We start from the raw sequence: 19,535 nt of genomic DNA, 5'->3' as shown, positions 1-19,535 counted from the left end.
TCCATCAGGGCGGTGGGGTTACGGGAGGGTCCACTTCTGGCTGGCGGCGGTGGTGATGCAGTCCCAGAGGTGGGCGTTCTGACCGTCTGCCGAACTGCCGTTCAAGATGTCCAGGCACTTGGCGGTGGTCGGGTTGCGCAGGGTGCCGTCGGCCTGGGGGACCCAGTTCTGCGCGCCGGTGGCGTTGCAGGTCCAGAGCTGGATCTTGGTCCCGTTGGCGGTGCCGGCACCGGAGATGTCCAGGCACTTGCCCAGCGCCCGCAGGGTCTGGCCGTTGACGGTCCAGGTCTGGCGCGGCGTACCGGCGCAGGTGTTGATCTGGATCTGGGTGCCGTCGGCGGTGGCGCCGCCGTCGACCTCCAGGCACTTGCCGGCCAGGCCCTTGATCGGGCCGGTGCCGCCGCCACCACCGCCGGTGCCGGTGGTGAAGGTGAAGGCGTCCAGGTCGTAGAGCGCCCCGGTGCCGGTGCCGGCGAAGGTCAGGTAGAGCGTGGTGGTGCCGGACGGCGGGTTGCTGATGGTGCCGGTGACGTTGACGAAGGTCTCCCAGCCGCCGGTGACCGGTACGGTCGCCGAGCCGAGCACGGTGCCGGTAGCGGAACCGGCCCGCACCTGGAGGGTGCCGCCGGCGCCGGCCGAGGAGACGCGGGCGCTGAACGAGGTGGCGTTGGCGAGCCGGTACGGCTCGAACGCGATCCAGTCGCCGTTGTTGATGTCACCGACGGTCCGGCCACCCTCGGCCGGGGTCTTGGTGAACGTGTTGACGCCGGACGAGGTCTTGAAGTGCTCGGCCTGCCGGTGCTTGGGCTGGAGGATGTGCTGGGTGTGGGTGGTCAGCCCGCCGTTGTCGGTGTACTCGGCGTCGAAGATCGGGAAGATGTTCGCCGCGTCGTCGTGCTCACCGTCGGTCGGGATGGTGATGGTCCCGGTGCACCCGTTGGCCGAGGTGATCTGGTGGCCGTGGGTGTCGTGGCCCAGCACGTACGTCATCTTGACCCGGGAGCAGGCGACCGTGCCGTCCTCCGGGTCGGTGACCGTGATCTGGAACGGAACCGCGTCACCGAAGGCGACCAGTTGCCCGTTGGCCGGGGCGGTGATGGTCACCGTCGGGGCGGTGTTGCCGACACTGATGATCACGCTGGCACTGCCGGTGGCACCGGCGCTGTCCCGTACGGTCAGGGTCGCGTTGTAGGTGCCGTTGGCGGTGTACGTCTTGGTCGGGTTGGCCGCCGTCGACGTGGTCCCGTCACCGAACGCCCAGGAGTACGTCAGCGCACTGCCCTCGGGGTCGGACGAGCCGGCCGAGGAGAACGTCACCGCGAGCGGCGCCGCGCCGGAGGTCCGGTTGGCCGAGGCGACCGCGGTCGGGGCCCGGTTGCCGCCGGCGATGTAGTCGAACCGGTACAGGGCCGAGTTCGCGTCGCCGTTGAAGTAGCCGGTGCCGTAGTCGAGGACGTAGAGCGCGCCGTCGGGGCCGAACGCCATGTCCATGATCTGCTTGCCGACCCAGGGGAAGGTGTCGATCGTGCCGACCGAGCCGTCGGTGTTGACGTGGATCGGCTTGATCCAGCCCCGGCCCAGCTCACCGGCGAAGAACTGCCCCTCGAAGGACTGCGGGAACTTGGTGGTGGAGGGGTTCGAGGCGTTGTAGCGGTAGACCGGGCCGCCCATCGGGGACTCGGAGCCGCCGCCGAACTCCGGCGGGGTGCCGGCGTCACCGGCGTACCGGATCCAGGCCGGGCGGGCCGCCGGGAGGGTGGTCTGACCAGTGTTGCGGAACGAGTTGTTGGTCGGGCCGCCGGTGCAGTTGTACTTGGCGTTGCCGGGCCCGTCCGGGAAGGTCCACTCGTTGTACGTCTCGCTGCTGGTGTTCGTACCGGTGCAGTACGGCCAGCCGTAGTTGCCGGGCGAGGTGACCCGGTTGAACTCGACCTGTCCGCTCGGTCCCCGGTTGGCGTTGGTGGAGCCGGCGTCCGGGCCGTAGTCACCGACGTAGACGTAACCGGTGGTCTTGTCCACGCTCATCCGGAACGGGTTGCGGAAGCCCATCGCGTAGATCTCGGGGCGGGTGTTCGCCGTACCGGGGGCGAACAGGTTGCCGGAGGGGATGGAGTACGTCCCGTTGGCGTTCACCTTGATCCGCAGGATCTTGCCGCGCAGGTCGTTGGTGTTGCCGGCGGAGCGCTGGGCGTCGTACACCGGGTTGCGGTTGGTCCGCTCGTCGATCGGCGAGTAGCCGGCCGAGTCGAACGGGTTGGAGTCGTCACCGGTGGACAGGTAGAGGTTGCCGGCCGCGTCGAAGTCGATGTCGCCACCGACGTGGCAGCACATGCCGCGGTCGGCGGCGACGTCGAGGACGTTGACCTGGCTGGCCATGTTCAGCGTCCAGTTGGCGTTGACGGTGAACCGGGAGAGCCGGTTCACGCCCTGCCAGGCGGTCCAGCTCGTGCCGGTCGCGGGGGCGTCACCGGCCGGGGTGGACAGCGGCGGGGCGTAGTAGAGGTAGATGAACCGGTTGGTGGCGAAGCCCGGGTCGACCCCGACGCCCTGCAACCCCTCCTCGTCGTGGGTGTAGACGGGCAGGGTGCCGACGACGGCGGTGGTCCCGTTCGCGTCGGTACGCCGCAGCGTGCCGTTGCGGGCGGTGTGCAGGACCGAGCGGTCGGGCAGGACCGCGATGGTCATCGGCTCGCCGACCTCGGCCTCGCCACGGGCCAGGGTGACCTGCTGGAAGTCGGCCGCGTTGATCGCGTGGGCCTGGGCGGGGGCCGCGGTGGTGGTGACCACCGTGGTGAGGGTCGCGGCGACGAGTAGCAGGGCTGATCCCGCTGTCTGCCAGCGCCCGGGTCGGATTCTTGGTGCGTCCAATGTGGACATAAGGATGTTTCCCCTCCTGAGCAGTTGACTGCCAGGCAGGGCGCGCGCCGTCGCGCCGGAGCCGTAGCCGGTTGAACCCGACCCGAGGGGATGCCACTCCCGCCGGGTGGCGCCCCCGCCGGTGCAGGGCACCTGGGGTCGCCGGTCGATGGGTTAACCGCGCCGCCGGTTACATCGACGTAACAACTTCGTGTTCAGAGTGACACTAATTTCTATAGATAGATGTGTCCATAGCTTCTGGGTTCCGGAACTAAACTTTTGCTCAGTTAGAAAAAAGTTACTGTCAGTGGCGCCGATCGGTCGCCTCCGCGGCCAGCGCCGCGAGCTGCGCCTTTGCCTGCGCCGACACCGGAGCGTCGACCAACGCCGCCAGCGCGGCGTCCGTACGGACCCGGATCATCTGCTCGATCCGGTCCAGGGTCCCGGTGTCGAGGATGATCCCGCGCAGCTCGGCGGCACCCTCCGGGTCCAGGTCCGGGTTGCCGAACAGATCCTTCAACCGCAGCGCCTGCTCCCGGTCGGCACTGCCCCTCGCCAAAGCCATCATCACCGTAGGCTTGCCCTCCCGCAAATCGTCGAGCACCGACTTGCCGGTGACCGCCGGATCGCCGAAGACCCCGAGCACGTCGTCACGGAGCTGGAACGCGTCCCCGAGCGGGTCACCGAAGGCGGCGAACGCCGACAGCAGCTCCGGACCGGCACCGGCCAGCGCCGCCCCGATCTGCAACGGCCGGGTCACCGTGTAGCGGGCGCCCTTCATCCTTATCACCGTCAGGGCGCTCGCCACCGAACCGTCCCCGACCCCGGAGACCAGGTCCAGGTACTGCCCGGCGATCACCTCGGTACGCATGTTCGCGAACACGCCGTACCCCTGGTGCACCTGGTCGGCGCTCAGGCCGCACTCGTGGAACATCTGGTCCGCCCAGGCGGCGCAGAGGTCACCGCAGAGCAGGGCGGTGCTGCGCCCGTACGAGGCCGGGTCGCCCCGCCACGACGAACGGGTGTGCAGGTCGGCGAAGAGGCGGTGCACCGAGGGCTCGCCCCGGCGCCGGTCGCTGCCGTCCATGATGTCGTCGTGGATCAGGGCGAAGGCGTGGAACAGCTCCAGGGCCGCCGACGCGACCACGATCGGGGTGTCGTCCACCCCGCCGGCACCGCGCCAACCCCAGTAGCAGAACATCGGCCGCAACCGCTTGCCGCCGGCCAGCACGAACCGGTGCAGGGTGGTGAAGACACCGCGCGGCGCCCCGTCCGGCCAGTCCGGGTCCTGCCGCCCCAGGAACGCCGACAACTGCGCGTCGAACCGCTTCCGCAACTCCGCCGCGTCGGTCAGCGGCGCGGTCGCGGTCATGACCGCTCCCGCTCGCCGAATCCGGCCAGCTCCAGCAACAGCGACTTGACCTCGGTCGCCGCGATCTTCTCGCCGGCCCCGGTGGGCACCGAGCAGAGCAGCACCGGGGCGTCCGCCGGATCCTCGGGCAGCCGGCCGTGCGAACCCTTCACCGCACGCGCTCCCGCGTCCAGCCCGACCACGCTCATCATGTACCGCATGCCCAGCTTCTTGCGGGCCAGCGCCACCCCCGCCCGCCGCTTCGCCGCACCGGGCGCCTCCGGGTCGAAGAACAGCTCGGCCGGGTCGTACCCGGGCTTGCGGTGGATCTCGACCAGCCGGGCGAAGTCCGGTGCCTTCGCGTCGTCCTGCCAGTAGTAGTACGTGAACCAGGCGTCCGGCTCGGCCACCAGGACCAGCTCACCGGCCCGCTCGTGGTCCAGGCCGTACCGGGCCTTGCCCTCGGCGTCGAGCACCTCGGCCACCCCCGGCAGGGCGGCGCAGAGCTTCGCCACCGCGCCGACGTCGGCCGGGTCCTTCACGTACACGTGGGCGATCTGGTGGTCGGCGACCGCGAACGCCTTCGACGTCCACGGGTCCAGGTATTCCATCCCGTCCTGGGTGTAGACGTGCAGCAGCCCCTCGTCGCGCAGCAGCCGGTTGATGTCGACCGGCCGGGACACGTCGGTGATGCCGTACTCGGAGAGCGCCACGATGGTGGCGTTACGGGCCTTCGCCGCGTCCAGCAGCGGGCCGAGCACCCCGTCCAGCTTCGCCGCGGCAGCCGCCGCCTCCGCCGACCCCGGCCCGAACCGTTGCAGGTCGTAGTCGAGGTGCGGGACGTAGACCAGGGTCAGGTCCGGGTTGTGGGTGGCCATCACCTGCTGCGCCGCCTGGCAGATCCACCGCGACGACGGCAGCCCCGCCCCCGGCCCCCAGTACGTGAACAACGGGAAGCCGCCGAGCTTGGAGGTCAGCTCGTCGTGCAGCTCCGGCGGGTCGGTGTAGCAGTCCGGCTCCTTGCGGCCGTCGGCGTAGTAGATCGGCCGGGGCGTGACGGTCCAGTTGACGTCCGCGCCCATCGCGTACCACCAGCAGATGTTCGCCACCGTGTAGTCGGGGCGCTCCTGCCGGGCCGCCTGCCACACCTTCTCCCCGCCCATCAGGGCGTGGTGCTGGCGCCACAGGAACACCTCACCCAGGTCCCGGAAATACCACCCGTTGCCGACGATGCCGTGCTCGGTCGGCGGCACACCGGTGAGGAACGTGGCCTGCGCCGAGCAGGTGACCGCCGGCAGCACCGTACCCAGTTCCGCCTCGAACCCGGTTTCGGCCACCGCCCGCAACCGGGGCATGTGGGCGAGCAGTCGCGGGGTCAACCCCACCACGTCGATCACGACCAGCGGTGCCATTTTCTCTCCTTGAGTCATGCCGTCACCGGGGCGGGCACGGGGGTCAGGCCGAGGTCGACCAACTCGTCCCGGGCGAACGCCAGCTCGGCCGCGATGCCGCCGACGAGTTCGGCGTCCGAGTTCGGCCGCCGGGCCGCCGGCAACACCCCCCAGGTGTACGTCTCCACGTCGAAGTGGTCACACCCGGCGCTGTCGCCACCGAGCAGTTCCCGCAGCGCGCCGCGCAGCACCGGGGTGGTCGACCGCAGCGGCGGCTCCGGGTCGGCGTGCAGCGGCACGTGGTAGTGCACCCGCCACGCCCCCGGCAGCCCGTCTGCCAGGGCCTGGTCCAGGTCGTCGGTGGCGTACGCGGGGTCGGCCGGATCGGCCGCACCGGCACAGCCGCTCCCCCGGGTCTGGTGCAGGAAGCGCGGCTCGACGTACCCGTTCAGTTGCTCGGCGGCGGCGACCGGGTCGTCCGCCTGCAACGCGGCCGACACCTGCACCTTCACCACCGGCAGCCCGGCCCGGCGGAGCTGCTCCAACGCGTCGGCCGGCTCCTCCCAGGCGCAGGCGAGGTGGGCCAGGTCCAGGCAGATGCCGAGCCGGTCGGTGTCCACCCGGGCGAGCTGGGCGGCGGCCTGCGCGGTGCTCTCCACCACGCAACCGGGTTCGGGTTCGAAGCCGACCCGGACCGCCCGCCCGGTCTGCCAGGCGATCGAGGCCAGGCCGGCGGCGAGCTGTTCGAGCGTACGGGCGGCGGCACCGGACTGCGCCGGGGTCCACGGCGTACGCCAGGCCAGCGGGAGGGTGGAGATGGAACCCCGGGCGGCGTCGTCGGGCAGCAGGTCGACCAGCACTCGGGCCAGGTCCAGGGTGTACTCCAGCCGCTCCGGCGAGGTCCAGTCCGGGTGGTAGACGCCCAGCTTCACCACCGGGGCCTGGAACGACCGGTACGGGAACCCGTTGAGGGTCACCACCTCCAGCCCCCGCGCGTCGAGTTCCGTACGGAGCCGGCGCCGCAGTGTCGGATCGGCGGCCAGCCCGGCGGCGACCGGGGCCGCCAACCACAGCCCCAACCCGAGTACGTCGGCGTCGAGCCGGCGGCGGATCGGTTCGGCGAACGTGTCGAGCTGGCTGATCACCCCGGCCAGGTCCTCGGCCGGGTGGACGTTGGTGCAGTAGCTCAGGTGGACGGTCTGCCCGTCCGGATGTCGCAGCCGCATCAGCTACCACCCCGCAGGATCGAGTTGCCCTCGAAGGTCGGTTCCGGTCCGGCGGCCGTACCCTCCAGTTCGGCGAGGTCGAGCCGGCCGGACTGGCCGTAGAACTCGATCGGGTTGCGCCAGAGCACCCGGTCCACGTCGTCGTCGCTGAACCCGGCTTCGAGCATCGCCTCGCCGGTGGTCCGGGTCAGCAGCGGATCGGACCGGCCCCAGTCGGCGGCCGAGTTGACCAGCATCCGTTCGGTGCCGTACTTGCGCAGGATCTCCACCATCCGGGGCGGGGACATCTTGGTGTCCGGGTAGATGGAGAACCCGGCCCAGCAACCGGAGTCGCGTACCTGCTCGACGGTGACCTCGTTCAGGTGGTCGATCACCACCCGACCGGGGTCGATCCCGGACTCGGTCACCACGGCGATGCTCCGGGCCGTACCCCGCGCCTTGTCCCGGTGCGGGGTGTGTACGAGCGCCGGCAGGTCGTACGCGACCGCCAGGGCGAGTTGGGCGGCGAAGACCTCGTCCTCCTCCGGGGTGGTCGAGTCGTACCCGATCTCGCCGACCGCGACCACGTTGTCCTTGTCCAGGTAACGCGGGAGCAGTTCGAGGACCTCCCGGCAGCGCGGGTCGTTCGCCTCCTTCGGGTTGAGTGCGATGGTGGCGAAGTGTTTGATGCCGAACTGGCTGGCCCGGAACGGCTCCCAGCCGACCAGCGAGTCGAAGTAGTCGGCGAACGACCCCACGCTCGTACGCGGCTGGCCCAGCCAGAACGCCGGCTCGACCAGGGCGCGGACCCCGGCGGCGGCCATCCGCTCGTAGTCGTCCGTGGTACGCGAGGTCATGTGGATGTGCGGGTCGAAGATGCGCATGTCACGCCTCTTTCGTCGTCAGTCGGAGCCGGTCGAGCAGGGCGGTGGCGTCGGCCGGGATGGTGCGGCCGGCGGCGCGACGTTCCTCGTCCAGCCCGGCGAGCATGATCTCCAGCTCCCCGTCGGCGCGCTCGTCGAGCCGGTCCACCACGGCCAGCGGCACCTCCATGAACACGCACTTGAGCACCGCCTGGCGCCAGGTGGCGGCGTCGAGGTGCCCGGCGTACGGGCCGAGGGCGGCGGCGACCAGCCGGGTGTCGTTGGTCCGGATCGCGTCGTGCAGCAGCGGGACGGCGGCGGCCCCGATCGGCAGCCACGGCAGAGCCCGCAGGACGGCCCGTTTCTCGGCCGCGTCGCCGTACCGGTAGAGGGTTTCCACCTGGCCGACCACCCGGTCGGCCGGCAGCATGGTCAGCAGCAGCACCCGGGCCGCGTCGTCGGCGGTCCAGCCGGGCGCGTCCGGCAGCGGGGCCCGGCCGCACCGCCGGCCGGCGGCGGCGAAGAGCCGCCCGACCGCCTCCGGTTCGGTCGCGACCCGCCGCACCGCCTGGTCCAGCCAGTCCGGTTCCGGTACGGCCGAGAGCGCCGCCCGTAGTTGGTCCGGTTCCATTACGCCTCCCCTTCCACACCGACCGGTCGCGCCACGGTGGTGGCCGCGCCGGCCCGCTCGCTGTGTTCGTCGACCCGCTGCCGGACGGGCATGGTCGTGCCGGCCCGCCCGACGGTGTTGCCGACCTGCTCCACGGCCACCTCGGCCTGCCAGGCGGCGGTGTGCAGGAAGTCGACCGAGCGGGCGGCCACGGCCGGTGCGGCGTGCGAGTCGCGGGGCAACTCGACCGCGACCAGCCCGGTGTAGCCGGCGTCGGCCAGGGCCCGCAGGACCGGTGGGAAGTCGATCTCGCCGGTGCCGAACTCGAGGTGTTCGTGCACTCCCCGCCGCATGTCGTCGATCTGTACGTTGACCAGGTGGGCGGCGACCTCGGCGACGCAGTCCGGCACCGGTTGCGGCTCCAGGCACCGGCAGTGTCCGATGTCGAGGGTGATGCCGAATCCGGGCGGTGCGCCGAGTGCGTGCCGCAGCCGCCACCAGGCGGCGATGTCCGGCACCAGCATGCCCGGTTCCGGTTCGAAGCCGAGCGTGACGCCGGCCGTGAACGCCGCGTCGACCACCTCGGCGCAGCCGGCGACGAGCCGGTCCCAGGCGCTGGTCTCGTCGAGCGCGGTCGGGCGTACCCCGGCCCAGAACGAGACCGCCTCGGCGCCGAGGTCCGCTCCGACCGAGATGGCCCGGCGCAGGAACTCGATCCGCAGCGCCGGGTCGTCGTCGAGCAGGGTCGGCGCGTGCTTGCGCCACGGGTCCAGCAGGTACCGTGCCCCGGTCTCGATCACCAACCCCAGGTCCAGTTCGGCCAACCGGTTCCCGAGCGCGCCCACCCGGGCCGCCAGGCCGGGCGCGAACGGGTCCAGGTGGTCGTGGTCCAGGGTCAGCGCCACGCCCTGGTAACCCAGGTCGGCGATGACTCGCAGGGCGTCGTCGAGCCGGTGGTTGGCGAACCCGTTGGTGCCGTAGCCGAACCGCAGGCCGGTCATCGTCGGGTCCCCCGTCGCGCCGGGCCCGCCGGCCCGTGCCGAGCGGCGGTGCTCATGTCGGTGACAGCTTCCGGGCCAGTCGGCGGCCGACCGGTGCCGCGGCGGCGACCGCCATCCCGAGCAGGCCGGCGCCGGTCCGGGCGACCAGCGCGCCCTGCAACGCCGGCAGGCCGGTGATGCCGGCCCCGACGGCGGCACGGACCCGTTCGGCGGCCGGGTCGGCGGCGACCCGTGCCTGGGCGGTGCCGTACTGGCCGACGTACCAGGCGGTCAGCGCCGCCGGGATCCACGCCCGCCACCCCGTGCGGCGGGGGCCGGTCAGGGCGGCGGCGGCCACCACGGCGGTCCCGGCCAGGGTCACCCGGGGCAGGGTACGGTCGGCGCCGCTGACCTCCCGCCGGGACAGCTCGGTCACCGTGTACGTGTGCGCGGCCACCGTCACCGCCGCCGGTACGGCCCGCAGCGGCTTGCCACCGGTCGCCCCGAGCAGGACGTCCAGCCCCCGGCAGGCGGCCATCACGGCCGGGCCGGCGGCGGTGTTCTTGGCCTTCACGTCGTACGCCCAGATCGCGCCGGCCAGCGGCACCGCCACGGCCAGCGCCCTGCGCCCACCGGTGAGACCGGCCAGGGCGAGCCCGGCGGCGGTCAGGCCGGCGGAGACCCCGAACGCGGTGCCGGGTGAGATCCGGCCGCTCGGGATCGGCCGCTCGGGGCGTTCGACCGCGTCGAGATGGCGGTCGGCCCAGTCGTTGGCCGCCATTCCGGCCCAGTAGAGCAGCACGGAGGCACCGGCCAGTCCCGGCACCCGCCGGTCCAGCGCACCCGCGGCGGCGGCACCGGCCACCACGTCTCCGGGTACGGAGAGCGCGGCCGGTGCCCGGACCAGTTCGGCGAAGTCACCCAGGGAGGGCATGTCGCCGCACTCAGCCCTGTGCCGGGGCGGACTGCGAAGCGTCGCCGTCCCGACCGTCCGACAGTGCCGCGTCGGCGTCGAGTTGGCGGACGAAGGCGCAGAGGGTGGCCCACTGCTCCGGCAGCGAGTGCGGGCCCTCACCGAGCGGGTCCTTGAAGAAGAACGCCAGCTCACCGAGGGGGCCGCTGCGCCCGGTCCGGTGCGCGGTGGCGGTCAGCCGGGCCAGGTCCAGCACCAGCGGCGCGGCGAGCGCCGAGTCGCACCCGTGCCAGGTGAACTCCATCCGCATCGCGGTGCCGAGGAAACCGGAGAAGGTGACCAGGTCCCAGGCGGTCTTGAAGTCGCCGATGTCGTCGACGTACTCGATCCGGGTGTTGCCCTGCGGCACGTACCCGAGGGTTTCGCCGAGGACCCGCTGCTTGCTGGCGGCCTTGGCGGCGTTCGCGGCCGGTTCGGCGAGGTTCGCGCCGTCGCCGCCACCGAGCAGGTTCACCCCGGACCAGGTACGGACCCGCAGGTTGCGCATCGCGAACATCGGTGCGAGCACCGACTTGACCAGCGTCTCGCCGGTCTTGCCGTCGTGCCCGGCGTACGGCAGCCCCTCGCGGGCGGCCAGTTCCGCCAGCGCGGGCAGCCGGGCACCGGTCGACGGGGTGAAGTCCACATAGGAGCAACCGGCGGTGAACGCCGCGTACGCGTACGCGGAGCTGTTCGGCAGCACGGTGGCACCGGTGGCCAGTGCGTTCTCCAGCGCGGCCAGGTCGGCGTGCGCGGGATCCGGTTCCGGGGCGGGTTCGGTGGCGGAGACGTTCACCACCACCACCCGGTCCAGCCGGTTGCGGTGCTTGAAGTTGGTCAGGTCGGCGACCAGGGCGGCGATCACGTCGGCCTGTCGCTCGGCGGTGGGGACGGGACGGATCTCGTTCTCGACCGCGGCCAGCTCGTCCGGAAGCGCGGTCACCAGCCGGGCCGGCAGTACGCCGGCGGCGGCGAGGGCCTCCGCTTTTTTCACCACCGGGGTGGGGACGAGATCGTGACCGCCGAAGACGAGGTCGGCGTAGGCCGGCAGGGCCGGGCTGCGCAGTGCGGGGAGTTCGGTGACGCAGCCGGTCGGCTCGACGAGCCCGGCTCGCAGGGCCAGGGCCCCGACCACGCTGGTGACGGCGACCGAGCCGCGTGCGCCCACCAGCCAGATTCCCGTACGCATGTTGTGCTCCTTCCTCGCGCGGGGAACTGCACGGCGACATCCGTGGGGGTTTGACGGATGCGCCGGTATCAATACTGGCGTGCTGGAAAGTCAACGGCGTGGTGGAAGAGCACCCCGCCCGCCCGACCTGCTCGGATGGCGTCCCTCGAACAGCGCCGGAGTCGGCGGCAACGGCGTTGTTCGCGGAACCCGGCAGGTACGGGCGGACGGGGCTGGCAGGCAAGGTCGGTCGGCGTCGCGACCTTGCCTCCCCCGCGTCGTGCCGGCTGGTACGGCGGCGATTTCGCAAGCGCCGCGCCAGCCGGAGTCCTTCCCTGATGTAGTTGTCATCGGATGCGGTCCGGGACGGGGGCCCCGGGCCGAACCCGCGGCTACGGCGTAGCCATCGGGAATGTCGTCCGGATCGTGCGGCCCCGGGGGTCGGGGCAGGTGGTGGTGGTAGTGGTAGGGCGGCCCCGGGGGTCGGGGCCGGTCGGGCTACTGGGCGTCCGGTACGACCGGGGAATCCCGGTCCGGCCGTACCGGACGACCGCGTTACTTCCGTACGCCGCCGTGGTCCTGGCGGACTCCGGCGGTGCGTACGCCCTCCGGGTGACCCTGCTCCGGCCGCGGGGCGCAACCGCGACCGGACCCTCGCTGATCAGCCCGGAAAGCTCGTCGGGTGGGGGTGTTGGCGCACCGCCACGGGTGGATGTGACTGGGTATGCGGGTGGTGCCGGGTCAGGCGGCGACCGTGACGAGCGTCGGCTCGACCTCGGTCCACGACGAGCCCAGCTCCGCCGAGCGCACCACCGCGTCCAGCACGAGCTGGACCTGGAGGGCGTCGGCGAACGACGGGGTCGGATCGGTCCCGGTGGCGATCGCCTCCAGGAAGTCGCGCATCTCGTGCGTGAACGAGTGCTCGTAACCGATGATGTGTCCCGGCGGCCACCACGCGGACATGTACGGGTGGTCGCCCTCGGTCACCAGGATCCGGTTGAAGCCCTGCTCGGCGGTCGGGCCGCTGGCCTCGTAGAACTCCAGCTCGTTGAGGCGTTCGAGGTCGAACACCACCGAGCCGAGCGATCCGTTGATCTCGACCCGCAGCGCGTTCTTGCGCCCGGTCGCGAAGCGGCTCGCCTCGTACGTGGCCAGTGCCCCGCCGTCGAGCCGCGCCACGAAGACGGCGGCGTCGTCGACGGTCACCTCACCGGTGGCGACGGATCCGTTACCGGTGGAGGCGGCCAACCCGCTGGACTCCGCCGGCAACGGCCGCTCCTTGACGAACGTCTCGGTGATCGCACTGACCCCGGTGATCCGCTGTCCGGTCACGTACTGGGTCAGGTCGATGATGTGCGCGCCGATGTCACCCAGCGCCCCGGAACCCGCCCTGTCCCGCTGCAACCGCCAGACCAGCGGGAACTGCGGGTCGACAATCCAGTCCTGCAGGTAGACCGCACGTACGTGCCGGATGACGCCGAGCCGGCCGGATTCGACCAGTTGACGCATGAGGGTGACCGCGGGGACCCGGCGGTAGTTGAACCCGCACATGGACCGTACGCCCAACGCCTGTGCCTTGGCCGCGGCGGCGACCATGGCGCGAGCCTCGTCCACGGAGTTGGCCAGCGGCTTCTCGCACAGTACGTGCTTGCCCGCCGCCAACGCCGCGATCGTGATCTCGGCGTGGCTGTCACCCGGGGTGCAGACGTCGATCACGTCGATGTCGTCCCGGTTGATCAGGTCACGCCAGTCGGTGGTGTACCCGTCCCAGCCGAGCCGATCGGCGGCCGTGGCCACCTTCGACTCGTCCCGGCCGCAGATCAGGGCCATCCGGGCTCGTGTCGGCAGGTCGAATACGCGGTTCACGGTGCGCCACGCCTGTGAGTGCGCGGCGCCCATGAACGCGTAGCCGACCATGCCGACCCGCAGCTCGCTATCTACAGTGGACAAGGTGGGCCTCCCCTTAGATCAGAACCCGAGCTTGCTGTAAGTGCTCGCGTTCTCCTTGGTGATGGTCTCCGAAGTGAGAGTGATCTCCTTCGGGACCTGCAGCTCGACCAGGTCGGACATGCCCTTGCCCTGTCCGATCAGGCGAGCCAACGTGATCGCCGAGGATGCCATCGAGGGGCTGTAGGTGACGGTCGCCTTCAGCACGCTGTTGTCCGCGGCGATCGCGTCGATGGCGGCCTTGGAGCCGGCGCCACCGACCATGATGAACTCGCTGCGGTTGGCCTGGGTGATGGCGGCCAGCACACCGATGCCCTGGTCGTCGTCGTGGTTCCAGACCGCGTCGACCTTCGGCAGCGCCTGGAGGAGCTGCGACGCCGCCACCCGGCCGGTGTCGGCGGTGAACTCCGCCGGGATCCGCCGGGCCACGGTGAAGCCGAAGGTGGCCAGCTCGGCCTTGAAGCCGGCCGAGCGCTCCTGGGTCAGCTCCAGCGAGTCGATACCCGGGATCTCACCGATGATCGGGTTGGCGATGTTCTTGGCCTTCATCTGCTCGCCGATGTACTTACCGGCGGAGACGCCCATGCCGTAGTTGTCGCCCTTGATCTGCAGCCGGTAGGCCAGCGCGTCCGGGAACGCCCGGTCGAGGTTGACCACCGGGATGCCGGCCTTCATGGCCTCCAGGCCGAAGGCGTTGAGCTCCTTGCCGTCGTGCGGGAGCAGGACGATGACGTCCGGCTTCTGCGCGATCAGCGTACGGAGCGCCGCGAGCTGGGCGGGTGCGTCGGCACCGGCCTCGACCGTCTTGAAGGTGACGTCCGAGTAGAGCCCGGCCTGCGCCTTGGCGTTGGTGGTGATGGCGGCGAGCCAGCCGTGGTCGGCGGCCGGAGCGGAGAAGCCGATGGTGACCGGCTTGCCCGGTGCCGCGGCCGACGCGTCGGCGACCTTGGTCTGGCCCTCGGGTGCCGAAGCCTCGTTACTGGTGCAGGCGGTGAGCAGGGCACCGGCGCCGAGCGCGGCCCCGCCGAACATCAGCCGGCGGCGCGACAGGTCGCGCGCTTGCTGGGTCATAACGACCTCCTGTTTTCTTTGAATGGTGGGGGTGTGCGGATATGTTGGGTCCGGCGAGCGCCTGGGTGCGGCGTCACCTGGAGGTTGCGGTGCCTCAGGTCGTGGTGACCTTGTTCCGCGCGAAGAGCTGGGTTACCGACTTGAACCGGAATTGCTGGACCAGTACGGCGGCGACGATGATGCCGCCCTTGACCATGTTCTGGACCTCGACCGGCAGGCCGTTGATCGCGAACAGGTTGGTGATCGTGGCGAAGATGATCACACCGAGTACGGAGCCGATGATTGTGCCCCGGCCCCCGCTCAGCAGCGTGCCGCCGATGATCGCGGCGGCGATCGCGTCGAGTTCGTAGAGGTTGCCCATGGCCGCCTGGGCCGAGTTGGCCTGTGCGGTCAGCATGATCGCGGCGATCCCGCAGCAGAGCCCGGAGAGCCCGTAGAGCAGCAGGCTGTGCCACTTGACGTTGATTCCGGCGAGCCGGGCCGCCTCCGGGTTACCCCCGACGGCGACCGTACGGCGACCGAAGGTGGTGCGGTTGAGCAGCACCCAGCCGACGGCGACCACCCCGGCGAAGATGTAGACCAGGATCGGGATGCCGAGGAACTTGTTCGCGGCGATCCCGTTGATGAAGGTGTTCGCCGAGACCTGGGTCTGCTTGCCGGAGATCTGGGCGGCCAGCCCTCGGGCGGCGACCAGCATGGCCAGAGTGGCGATGAACGGCACCAACCGGCCATACGAGATCAACAGGCCGTTCACCAGCCCGACGGCCGTACCGACGATGATCGCGGTGAAGATCATGCCAGCGGCGCCGTAGCTCTGGGTGGCGACCGTGGTGGCCCACACCCCGGCCAGCGCCACGATCGCGCCGGCCGAGAGGTCGATGCCGCCGCCGATGATCACGAAGGTCATCCCGACGGTGACCACACCGACCACGGAGGCGAGCTGGAGGATCGACAGGACGTTGCTCCACACCCAGGAGGAGTCGCCGTACAGGTCGGGCTGGGTGACCGCGCCGATGATGATCAGCAGCGCCAGTACGCCCAGCAGGCCCAGGTTGCGGGTGATCGACTCGCCCAGGTCACCACGCCACTTGCCGCCCTTGGCCGGGGGCGTGGCGCCGCCGTGCTGCGGGGTCTCGGCCACCGCGGTCGCGGTCGCGTCACTCATGCTGGCGCACCTTCCATCAGCGACCCCGACATGACGAGGTCGAGCACAGTGTCTTCGTCAAGTTCGCCGGCCGGCGCCTCGCGCACGACCCGCCCCTCCCGCATGACCAGCACACGGTCGGCCAGGCCGAGCACCTCGGGCACCTCGCTGGAGACCAGCAGGACGCCCACCCCACGCTCGGCGAGAGCACGGATCACCTGGTAGAGCTCGGCGCGGGCGCCGACATCGACACCCCGGGTCGGCTCGTCCAGCAGCAGCAGTCGGGTGTCGCCGAGCAGCCAGCGCCCGACCACCACCTTCTGCTGGTTACCGCCGGAGAGCGTGCGTACGGCCCGGCGTACGTCGCGCGGGCGCAGTTCCAGTGAGTCGGCGATCTGCTCCGCCTCGGCGCGTTCCTTGCCTGCGTTGGTGAAGCCGAAGCTCGCGTACCGGGTGAACGTGGCCAGGGTGACGTTGCGGTAGATCGGCTCGCCGAGCAGCAGCGCCTGGCTCTTGCGCTCCTCCGGTGCCATGCCCATGCCGGCCTTGACGGCCGCGCCCACGCTGCCCGAACGCAGCTTGCGCCCGTTCATCGTGACGGTGCCGAACTGTGCCCGGCGGGCACCGTAGATGCACTCCAGCAGCTCCGACCGGCCGGATCCGACCAGCCCGGCGATGCCGACGATCTCACCGGCGCGGACGTCGAGCGAGACGTTCTGGAACTCGCCCTCGCGGCAGAGCCCGTCGACCCGGAGCAGTTCGGTGGCCTCGGTGACGGCGGTCGCCGCGGCCGGACGCTCGGGGAAGACGTACTCGATGTTGCGGCCGGTCATCCGGCTGACCAGGTCCTTGGTCGGGGTGGTCCGGGCGGGCAGGTTCGCCGCCGTGGTCCGGCCGTCCTTGAGTACGGTGACCCGGTCGCCGATCTCGCGCAGCTCGTCCATCCGGTGCGAGATGTAGATGACCGCGATGCCCTGTGCGGTCAGCTCGCGGATGATCCGGAACAGGTTGCCGACCTCGTCGTGGGCCAGCACCGCGCTCGGCTCGTCCATGATGATCAGCCGGGCGTCGTGCGAGAGTGCGCGGGCCATGCTGACGATCTGCTTGCCGGCGGCCGGCAGGGACCTGACCATCCGGCTCGACGGGATCTCGCCGTGGCCGAGCCGACCGAGGATCTCGTTGGCCTGACGTTCCATCCTGGCCCGACGGACGAAGCCGAGGGTACGCGGCTCGTGGCCGAGGAAGGCGTTCTCCGCCACCGACAGGTCGTCGACCAGGTCGAGTTCCTGGTAGATGGTGGCGATCCCGGCCTTCATCGCGGCCTGCGGGTTGGCGAAGTTGACCTCTTCGCCGAGCCACTCGACCTGCCCGGAGTCGGGCTGGTGCGCGCCGGACAGGATCTTGATCAGGGTGGACTTGCCGGCGCCGTTCTGGCCCAGCAGGCAGTGCACCTCGCCGGCCCGTACCTCGAGCTGTACGCCGTCGAGCGCGCGTACGCCGGGGAAGGTCTTCACCACGTCGGTGAGCCGCAGGACGATATTGGGTTGTGCGGAATCTGTCTGTTCGGTGCTGACTTGCTCGCTCACAATGCCTCCCCGAAGGCGACGTCGCTGGCGAGTACCGCGGCGCCGGTGACCCCGGCCCGTGGGCCGAGTTCGGAAAGCACCACCGGCAGGTTGCCGGTGGCCAGCGGCAACGACCGCCGGTAGACCACGCTGCGAATTTCCGCGAGCAGGATGTGACCCAACTGGGCCAGCCCCCCTCCGATGACGATCATCGATGGATTGGCGAAGCTGACCAGGCCGGCGAGAACTCCGCCCACCCGGCGCCCGCCGTCACGAATGAGCCGGATACAGGTCACGTCCCCCTCGACGGCGCCCTCGGCGACGTCCAGGGCGGTGACCGCACCGCTCGCCGCGAGCCGCTCGGCCAGCACCGGTGATGCGCCACTGCGAGCCGCGACCGTGGCGTCCTTTGCCATGGCGGCGCCGCTGAACAGCGCTTCCAGGCAGCCGACGTTGCCACATGAACACATCGGACCGTGCGAGTCGACCTGGATGTGGCCGATGTCGCCGGCACATCCGTCGGTGCCCCGGTAGACCTCGCCGGTCAGGTAGATCCCGCACCCGATACCGGTGCCAATCTTGACAAAGAGGAAGTCGTCCACCGAGTGGGCGACACCTCCGTGCCGTTCTCCGATCGCCATGATGTTGACGTCGTTGTCCACCACCGCGGGGCAGTTGTGCTCGCGGGTGAGTAGCTCACGTACGGGGAAACGGTCCCACCCCGGCATGATCGGCGGGGACACGGGCACACCGTCCCGGAAACTCACCGGGCCGGGTACGCCGATGCCGACCGCGTCGAGCCGCTCGTACGCGCCCTCCACCTTGGCCTTGTGCAGCAGCTCGTTGACCCGCTGCAAAACGACCTTTGGGCCGGAGCGGATGTCGCTCGCCTCGGTGTACGCGATCACCGGTTCGAGGCGGCCGTTGACCACCTCGACGTCGATCGAACTCGCACCCAGGTCCACCGCGGCGAACCGCAGGGCGGGGTTGAGTTCGACCAGTGTGGACCGGCGACCGCCCCGTGACGCGGCGAGCCCCGCCTCGGCGACGTAGCCGGCGTTCACCAACCGGTCCAGCTCGGCGAGCAGGCGCGGTCGGGGCATCTCCAGCCGGTCGGCGAGTTCGGCGCGGGAGACGGCTCCCTGGTCACGGAGCAGTCGCAGCAACCGGAGGTGGAGTGGCTCCGCCGTACGCACGTGGACTCACCTCCCGGTCGGGTCTGTTCACATCGACGCAACGTCGAGGTGTTGTGCCCGACACAGTAGGAGCCTTCTGGCGTACCTGTCTAGAGCTTCAGGAGATCTGGAACGAACTTTTGTCTTCTCCAGCAAAAGCAGCGTCCTGATCAAGAAAACTCATTCGTTCGGCGGACGCGCAGCCTTGCGTAGTGTGCGATCGTCGCGGAGCTCCAGGTACGGCTCCTTGTCCACCGGGTAGCCGGCCGCGATCGCCCTCCCCCGCTCCAGTTCGGCGTTGAGTTCGGCGCCGACGAGGATCGCCACGTTGGTCAGCCAGAGCCAGACCAGGAAGACGATCACGGCCGCCAGGGTGCCGTACGTCTTGTTGTACGAGTTGAAGTTGACCACGTAGAGGGCGAGTCCACCCGAGGCGAGCAGCCAGACCACCACGGCCACCAGACCACCCGGGGTGATCCACCGGAACCCGCCCTGCCGGGCGTTCGGCGATGCCCAGTAGAGGATCGCGAACATCAGGGTGACCAGCAGTAACAGCACCGGCCACTTGGCGATGTCCCAGACCGTCACCGCCGCCCCGCCGATCCCGAGCACGTTGCCGGCCACCTCCGCCAGGCGCCCGGTGAACACCACGATCAGGGCACTGGCCAGCAGCATCACCCCGATCACGGCGGTCACGGCGAGCCGGATCGGCAGCGTCTTCCAGATCGGCCGCCCCTCGGGGACGTCGTAGATCGCGTTCGACGCCCGCATGAACGCGCCGATGTAACCGGAGGCGGACCAGAACGCGGTCAGCAGACCGAGGATCGCCGCCAGGCTGGCCGTGCCGCTGTTCTCGCGTACCTGGTTGATCGCGCCGTCCAGGATCTGCTGGATCTCCGGCTGCGGGACCACGTCCCGGATGGTCCCCTGCACGTCGTCGGTGGTCTGCTTGCCGAGAAGCCCGAGCAGGGAGACCAGCACCAGCACGCCGGGAAAGATCGACAGCACGCTGTAGTAGGTCAGCGCCGCCGCCAGGTCGGTCAGGTTGTCCTTCTGGAACTCGGCGACCGTACGCCGCAGCGCCGCCCACCAGGAGGTGCCGGAGAGCCGGACCGGACTCGACGGCCCGTCGTCCGGCGCCGGTGGCCCGTCGACCGGGGAAGGTGACCCGTCCGCCGGCACAGGTGGCCCGTCCTTCGACGCCGGTGGGTCGGAAGGCCGGTCCGGGGCCATGGCGGCCCTCCTGTCTGTGAGGCG

Annotated in this window: 15 protein-coding genes; all 15 read right to left on the bottom strand. The window is 70.6% G+C overall.

Annotated features, from left to right (window positions below; all coding sequences use genetic code 11):
- Window positions 1-18: 18 nt before the first annotated feature.
- Window positions 19-2,877, bottom strand: a complete 2,859-nt coding sequence (locus tag OIE47_RS21700; RefSeq protein WP_326556374.1) for a PQQ-dependent sugar dehydrogenase — start codon at window positions 2,875-2,877, stop codon at window positions 19-21.
- Between the two features lie 283 nt (window positions 2,878-3,160).
- Entirely contained in the window at window positions 3,161-4,228 is a 1,068-nt protein-coding gene (locus OIE47_RS21695; protein ID WP_326556373.1) for a polyprenyl synthetase family protein, read from the bottom strand.
- Window positions 4,225-5,619, bottom strand: coding sequence for an alkaline phosphatase family protein (locus OIE47_RS21690; protein ID WP_326556372.1), 1,395 nt, complete (start codon window positions 5,617-5,619; stop codon window positions 4,225-4,227). The genes OIE47_RS21695 and OIE47_RS21690 overlap by 4 nt, the downstream gene beginning before the upstream one ends.
- A 14-nt stretch (window positions 5,620-5,633) precedes the next feature.
- Window positions 5,634-6,824: a metabolite traffic protein EboE gene (eboE, locus tag OIE47_RS21685; RefSeq protein WP_326556371.1), complete on the bottom strand. Its 1,191-nt coding sequence runs from the start codon at window positions 6,822-6,824 to the stop codon at window positions 5,634-5,636.
- A complete protein-coding gene (locus OIE47_RS21680; RefSeq protein WP_326556370.1) occupies window positions 6,824-7,687 on the bottom strand; it encodes a TatD family hydrolase in 864 nt (287 codons plus the stop codon). Before OIE47_RS21680 ends, eboE begins: the two co-directional genes overlap by 1 nt.
- A 1-nt stretch (window position 7,688) precedes the next feature.
- The gene (locus OIE47_RS21675) at window positions 7,689-8,297 is read right to left on the bottom strand and encodes an EboA domain-containing protein (protein WP_326556369.1); all 609 of its coding nucleotides are present in this window, start codon (window positions 8,295-8,297) and stop codon (window positions 7,689-7,691) included.
- Window positions 8,297-9,277, bottom strand: coding sequence for a sugar phosphate isomerase/epimerase family protein (locus OIE47_RS21670; RefSeq protein ID WP_326556368.1), 981 nt, complete (start codon window positions 9,275-9,277; stop codon window positions 8,297-8,299). Before OIE47_RS21670 ends, OIE47_RS21675 begins: the two co-directional genes overlap by 1 nt.
- A 52-nt stretch (window positions 9,278-9,329) precedes the next feature.
- Entirely contained in the window at window positions 9,330-10,190 is an 861-nt protein-coding gene (locus OIE47_RS21665; protein ID WP_326556367.1) for an SCO3242 family prenyltransferase, read from the bottom strand.
- A 10-nt stretch (window positions 10,191-10,200) separates the two neighbouring features.
- The gene (locus OIE47_RS21660) at window positions 10,201-11,397 is read right to left on the bottom strand and encodes an inositol-3-phosphate synthase (RefSeq protein ID WP_326556366.1); all 1,197 of its coding nucleotides are present in this window, start codon (window positions 11,395-11,397) and stop codon (window positions 10,201-10,203) included.
- A 720-nt stretch (window positions 11,398-12,117) separates the two neighbouring features.
- Window positions 12,118-13,326, bottom strand: a complete 1,209-nt coding sequence (locus OIE47_RS21655) for a Gfo/Idh/MocA family protein (protein WP_326556365.1) — start codon at window positions 13,324-13,326, stop codon at window positions 12,118-12,120.
- A gap of 18 nt (window positions 13,327-13,344) precedes the next feature.
- Window positions 13,345-14,394, bottom strand: coding sequence for a substrate-binding domain-containing protein (locus OIE47_RS21650; protein WP_326556364.1), 1,050 nt, complete (start codon window positions 14,392-14,394; stop codon window positions 13,345-13,347).
- A 94-nt stretch (window positions 14,395-14,488) separates the two neighbouring features.
- Window positions 14,489-15,559: an ABC transporter permease gene (locus tag OIE47_RS21645; protein WP_326556363.1), complete on the bottom strand. Its 1,071-nt coding sequence runs from the start codon at window positions 15,557-15,559 to the stop codon at window positions 14,489-14,491.
- A complete protein-coding gene (locus OIE47_RS21640; protein WP_326556362.1) occupies window positions 15,556-17,124 on the bottom strand; it encodes a sugar ABC transporter ATP-binding protein in 1,569 nt (522 codons plus the stop codon). The genes OIE47_RS21645 and OIE47_RS21640 overlap by 4 nt, the downstream gene beginning before the upstream one ends.
- On the bottom strand, window positions 17,121-18,299 hold the full coding sequence (locus OIE47_RS21635; protein WP_326556361.1) for an ROK family protein: 1,179 nt from the start codon (window positions 18,297-18,299) through the stop codon (window positions 17,121-17,123). Before OIE47_RS21635 ends, OIE47_RS21640 begins: the two co-directional genes overlap by 4 nt.
- A gap of 159 nt (window positions 18,300-18,458) precedes the next feature.
- Entirely contained in the window at window positions 18,459-19,511 is a 1,053-nt protein-coding gene (locus tag OIE47_RS21630; RefSeq protein WP_326556360.1) for a YihY/virulence factor BrkB family protein, read from the bottom strand.
- Between the last annotated feature and the right edge of the window lie 24 nt (window positions 19,512-19,535).

The organism is Micromonospora sp. NBC_01796, from assembly GCF_035917455.1.
Lineage (GTDB): Bacteria > Actinomycetota > Actinomycetes > Mycobacteriales > Micromonosporaceae > Micromonospora_G.
Note: the sequence above shows the minus strand (reverse complement) of the source record. Positions and strands in the feature narration are given on the sequence as shown.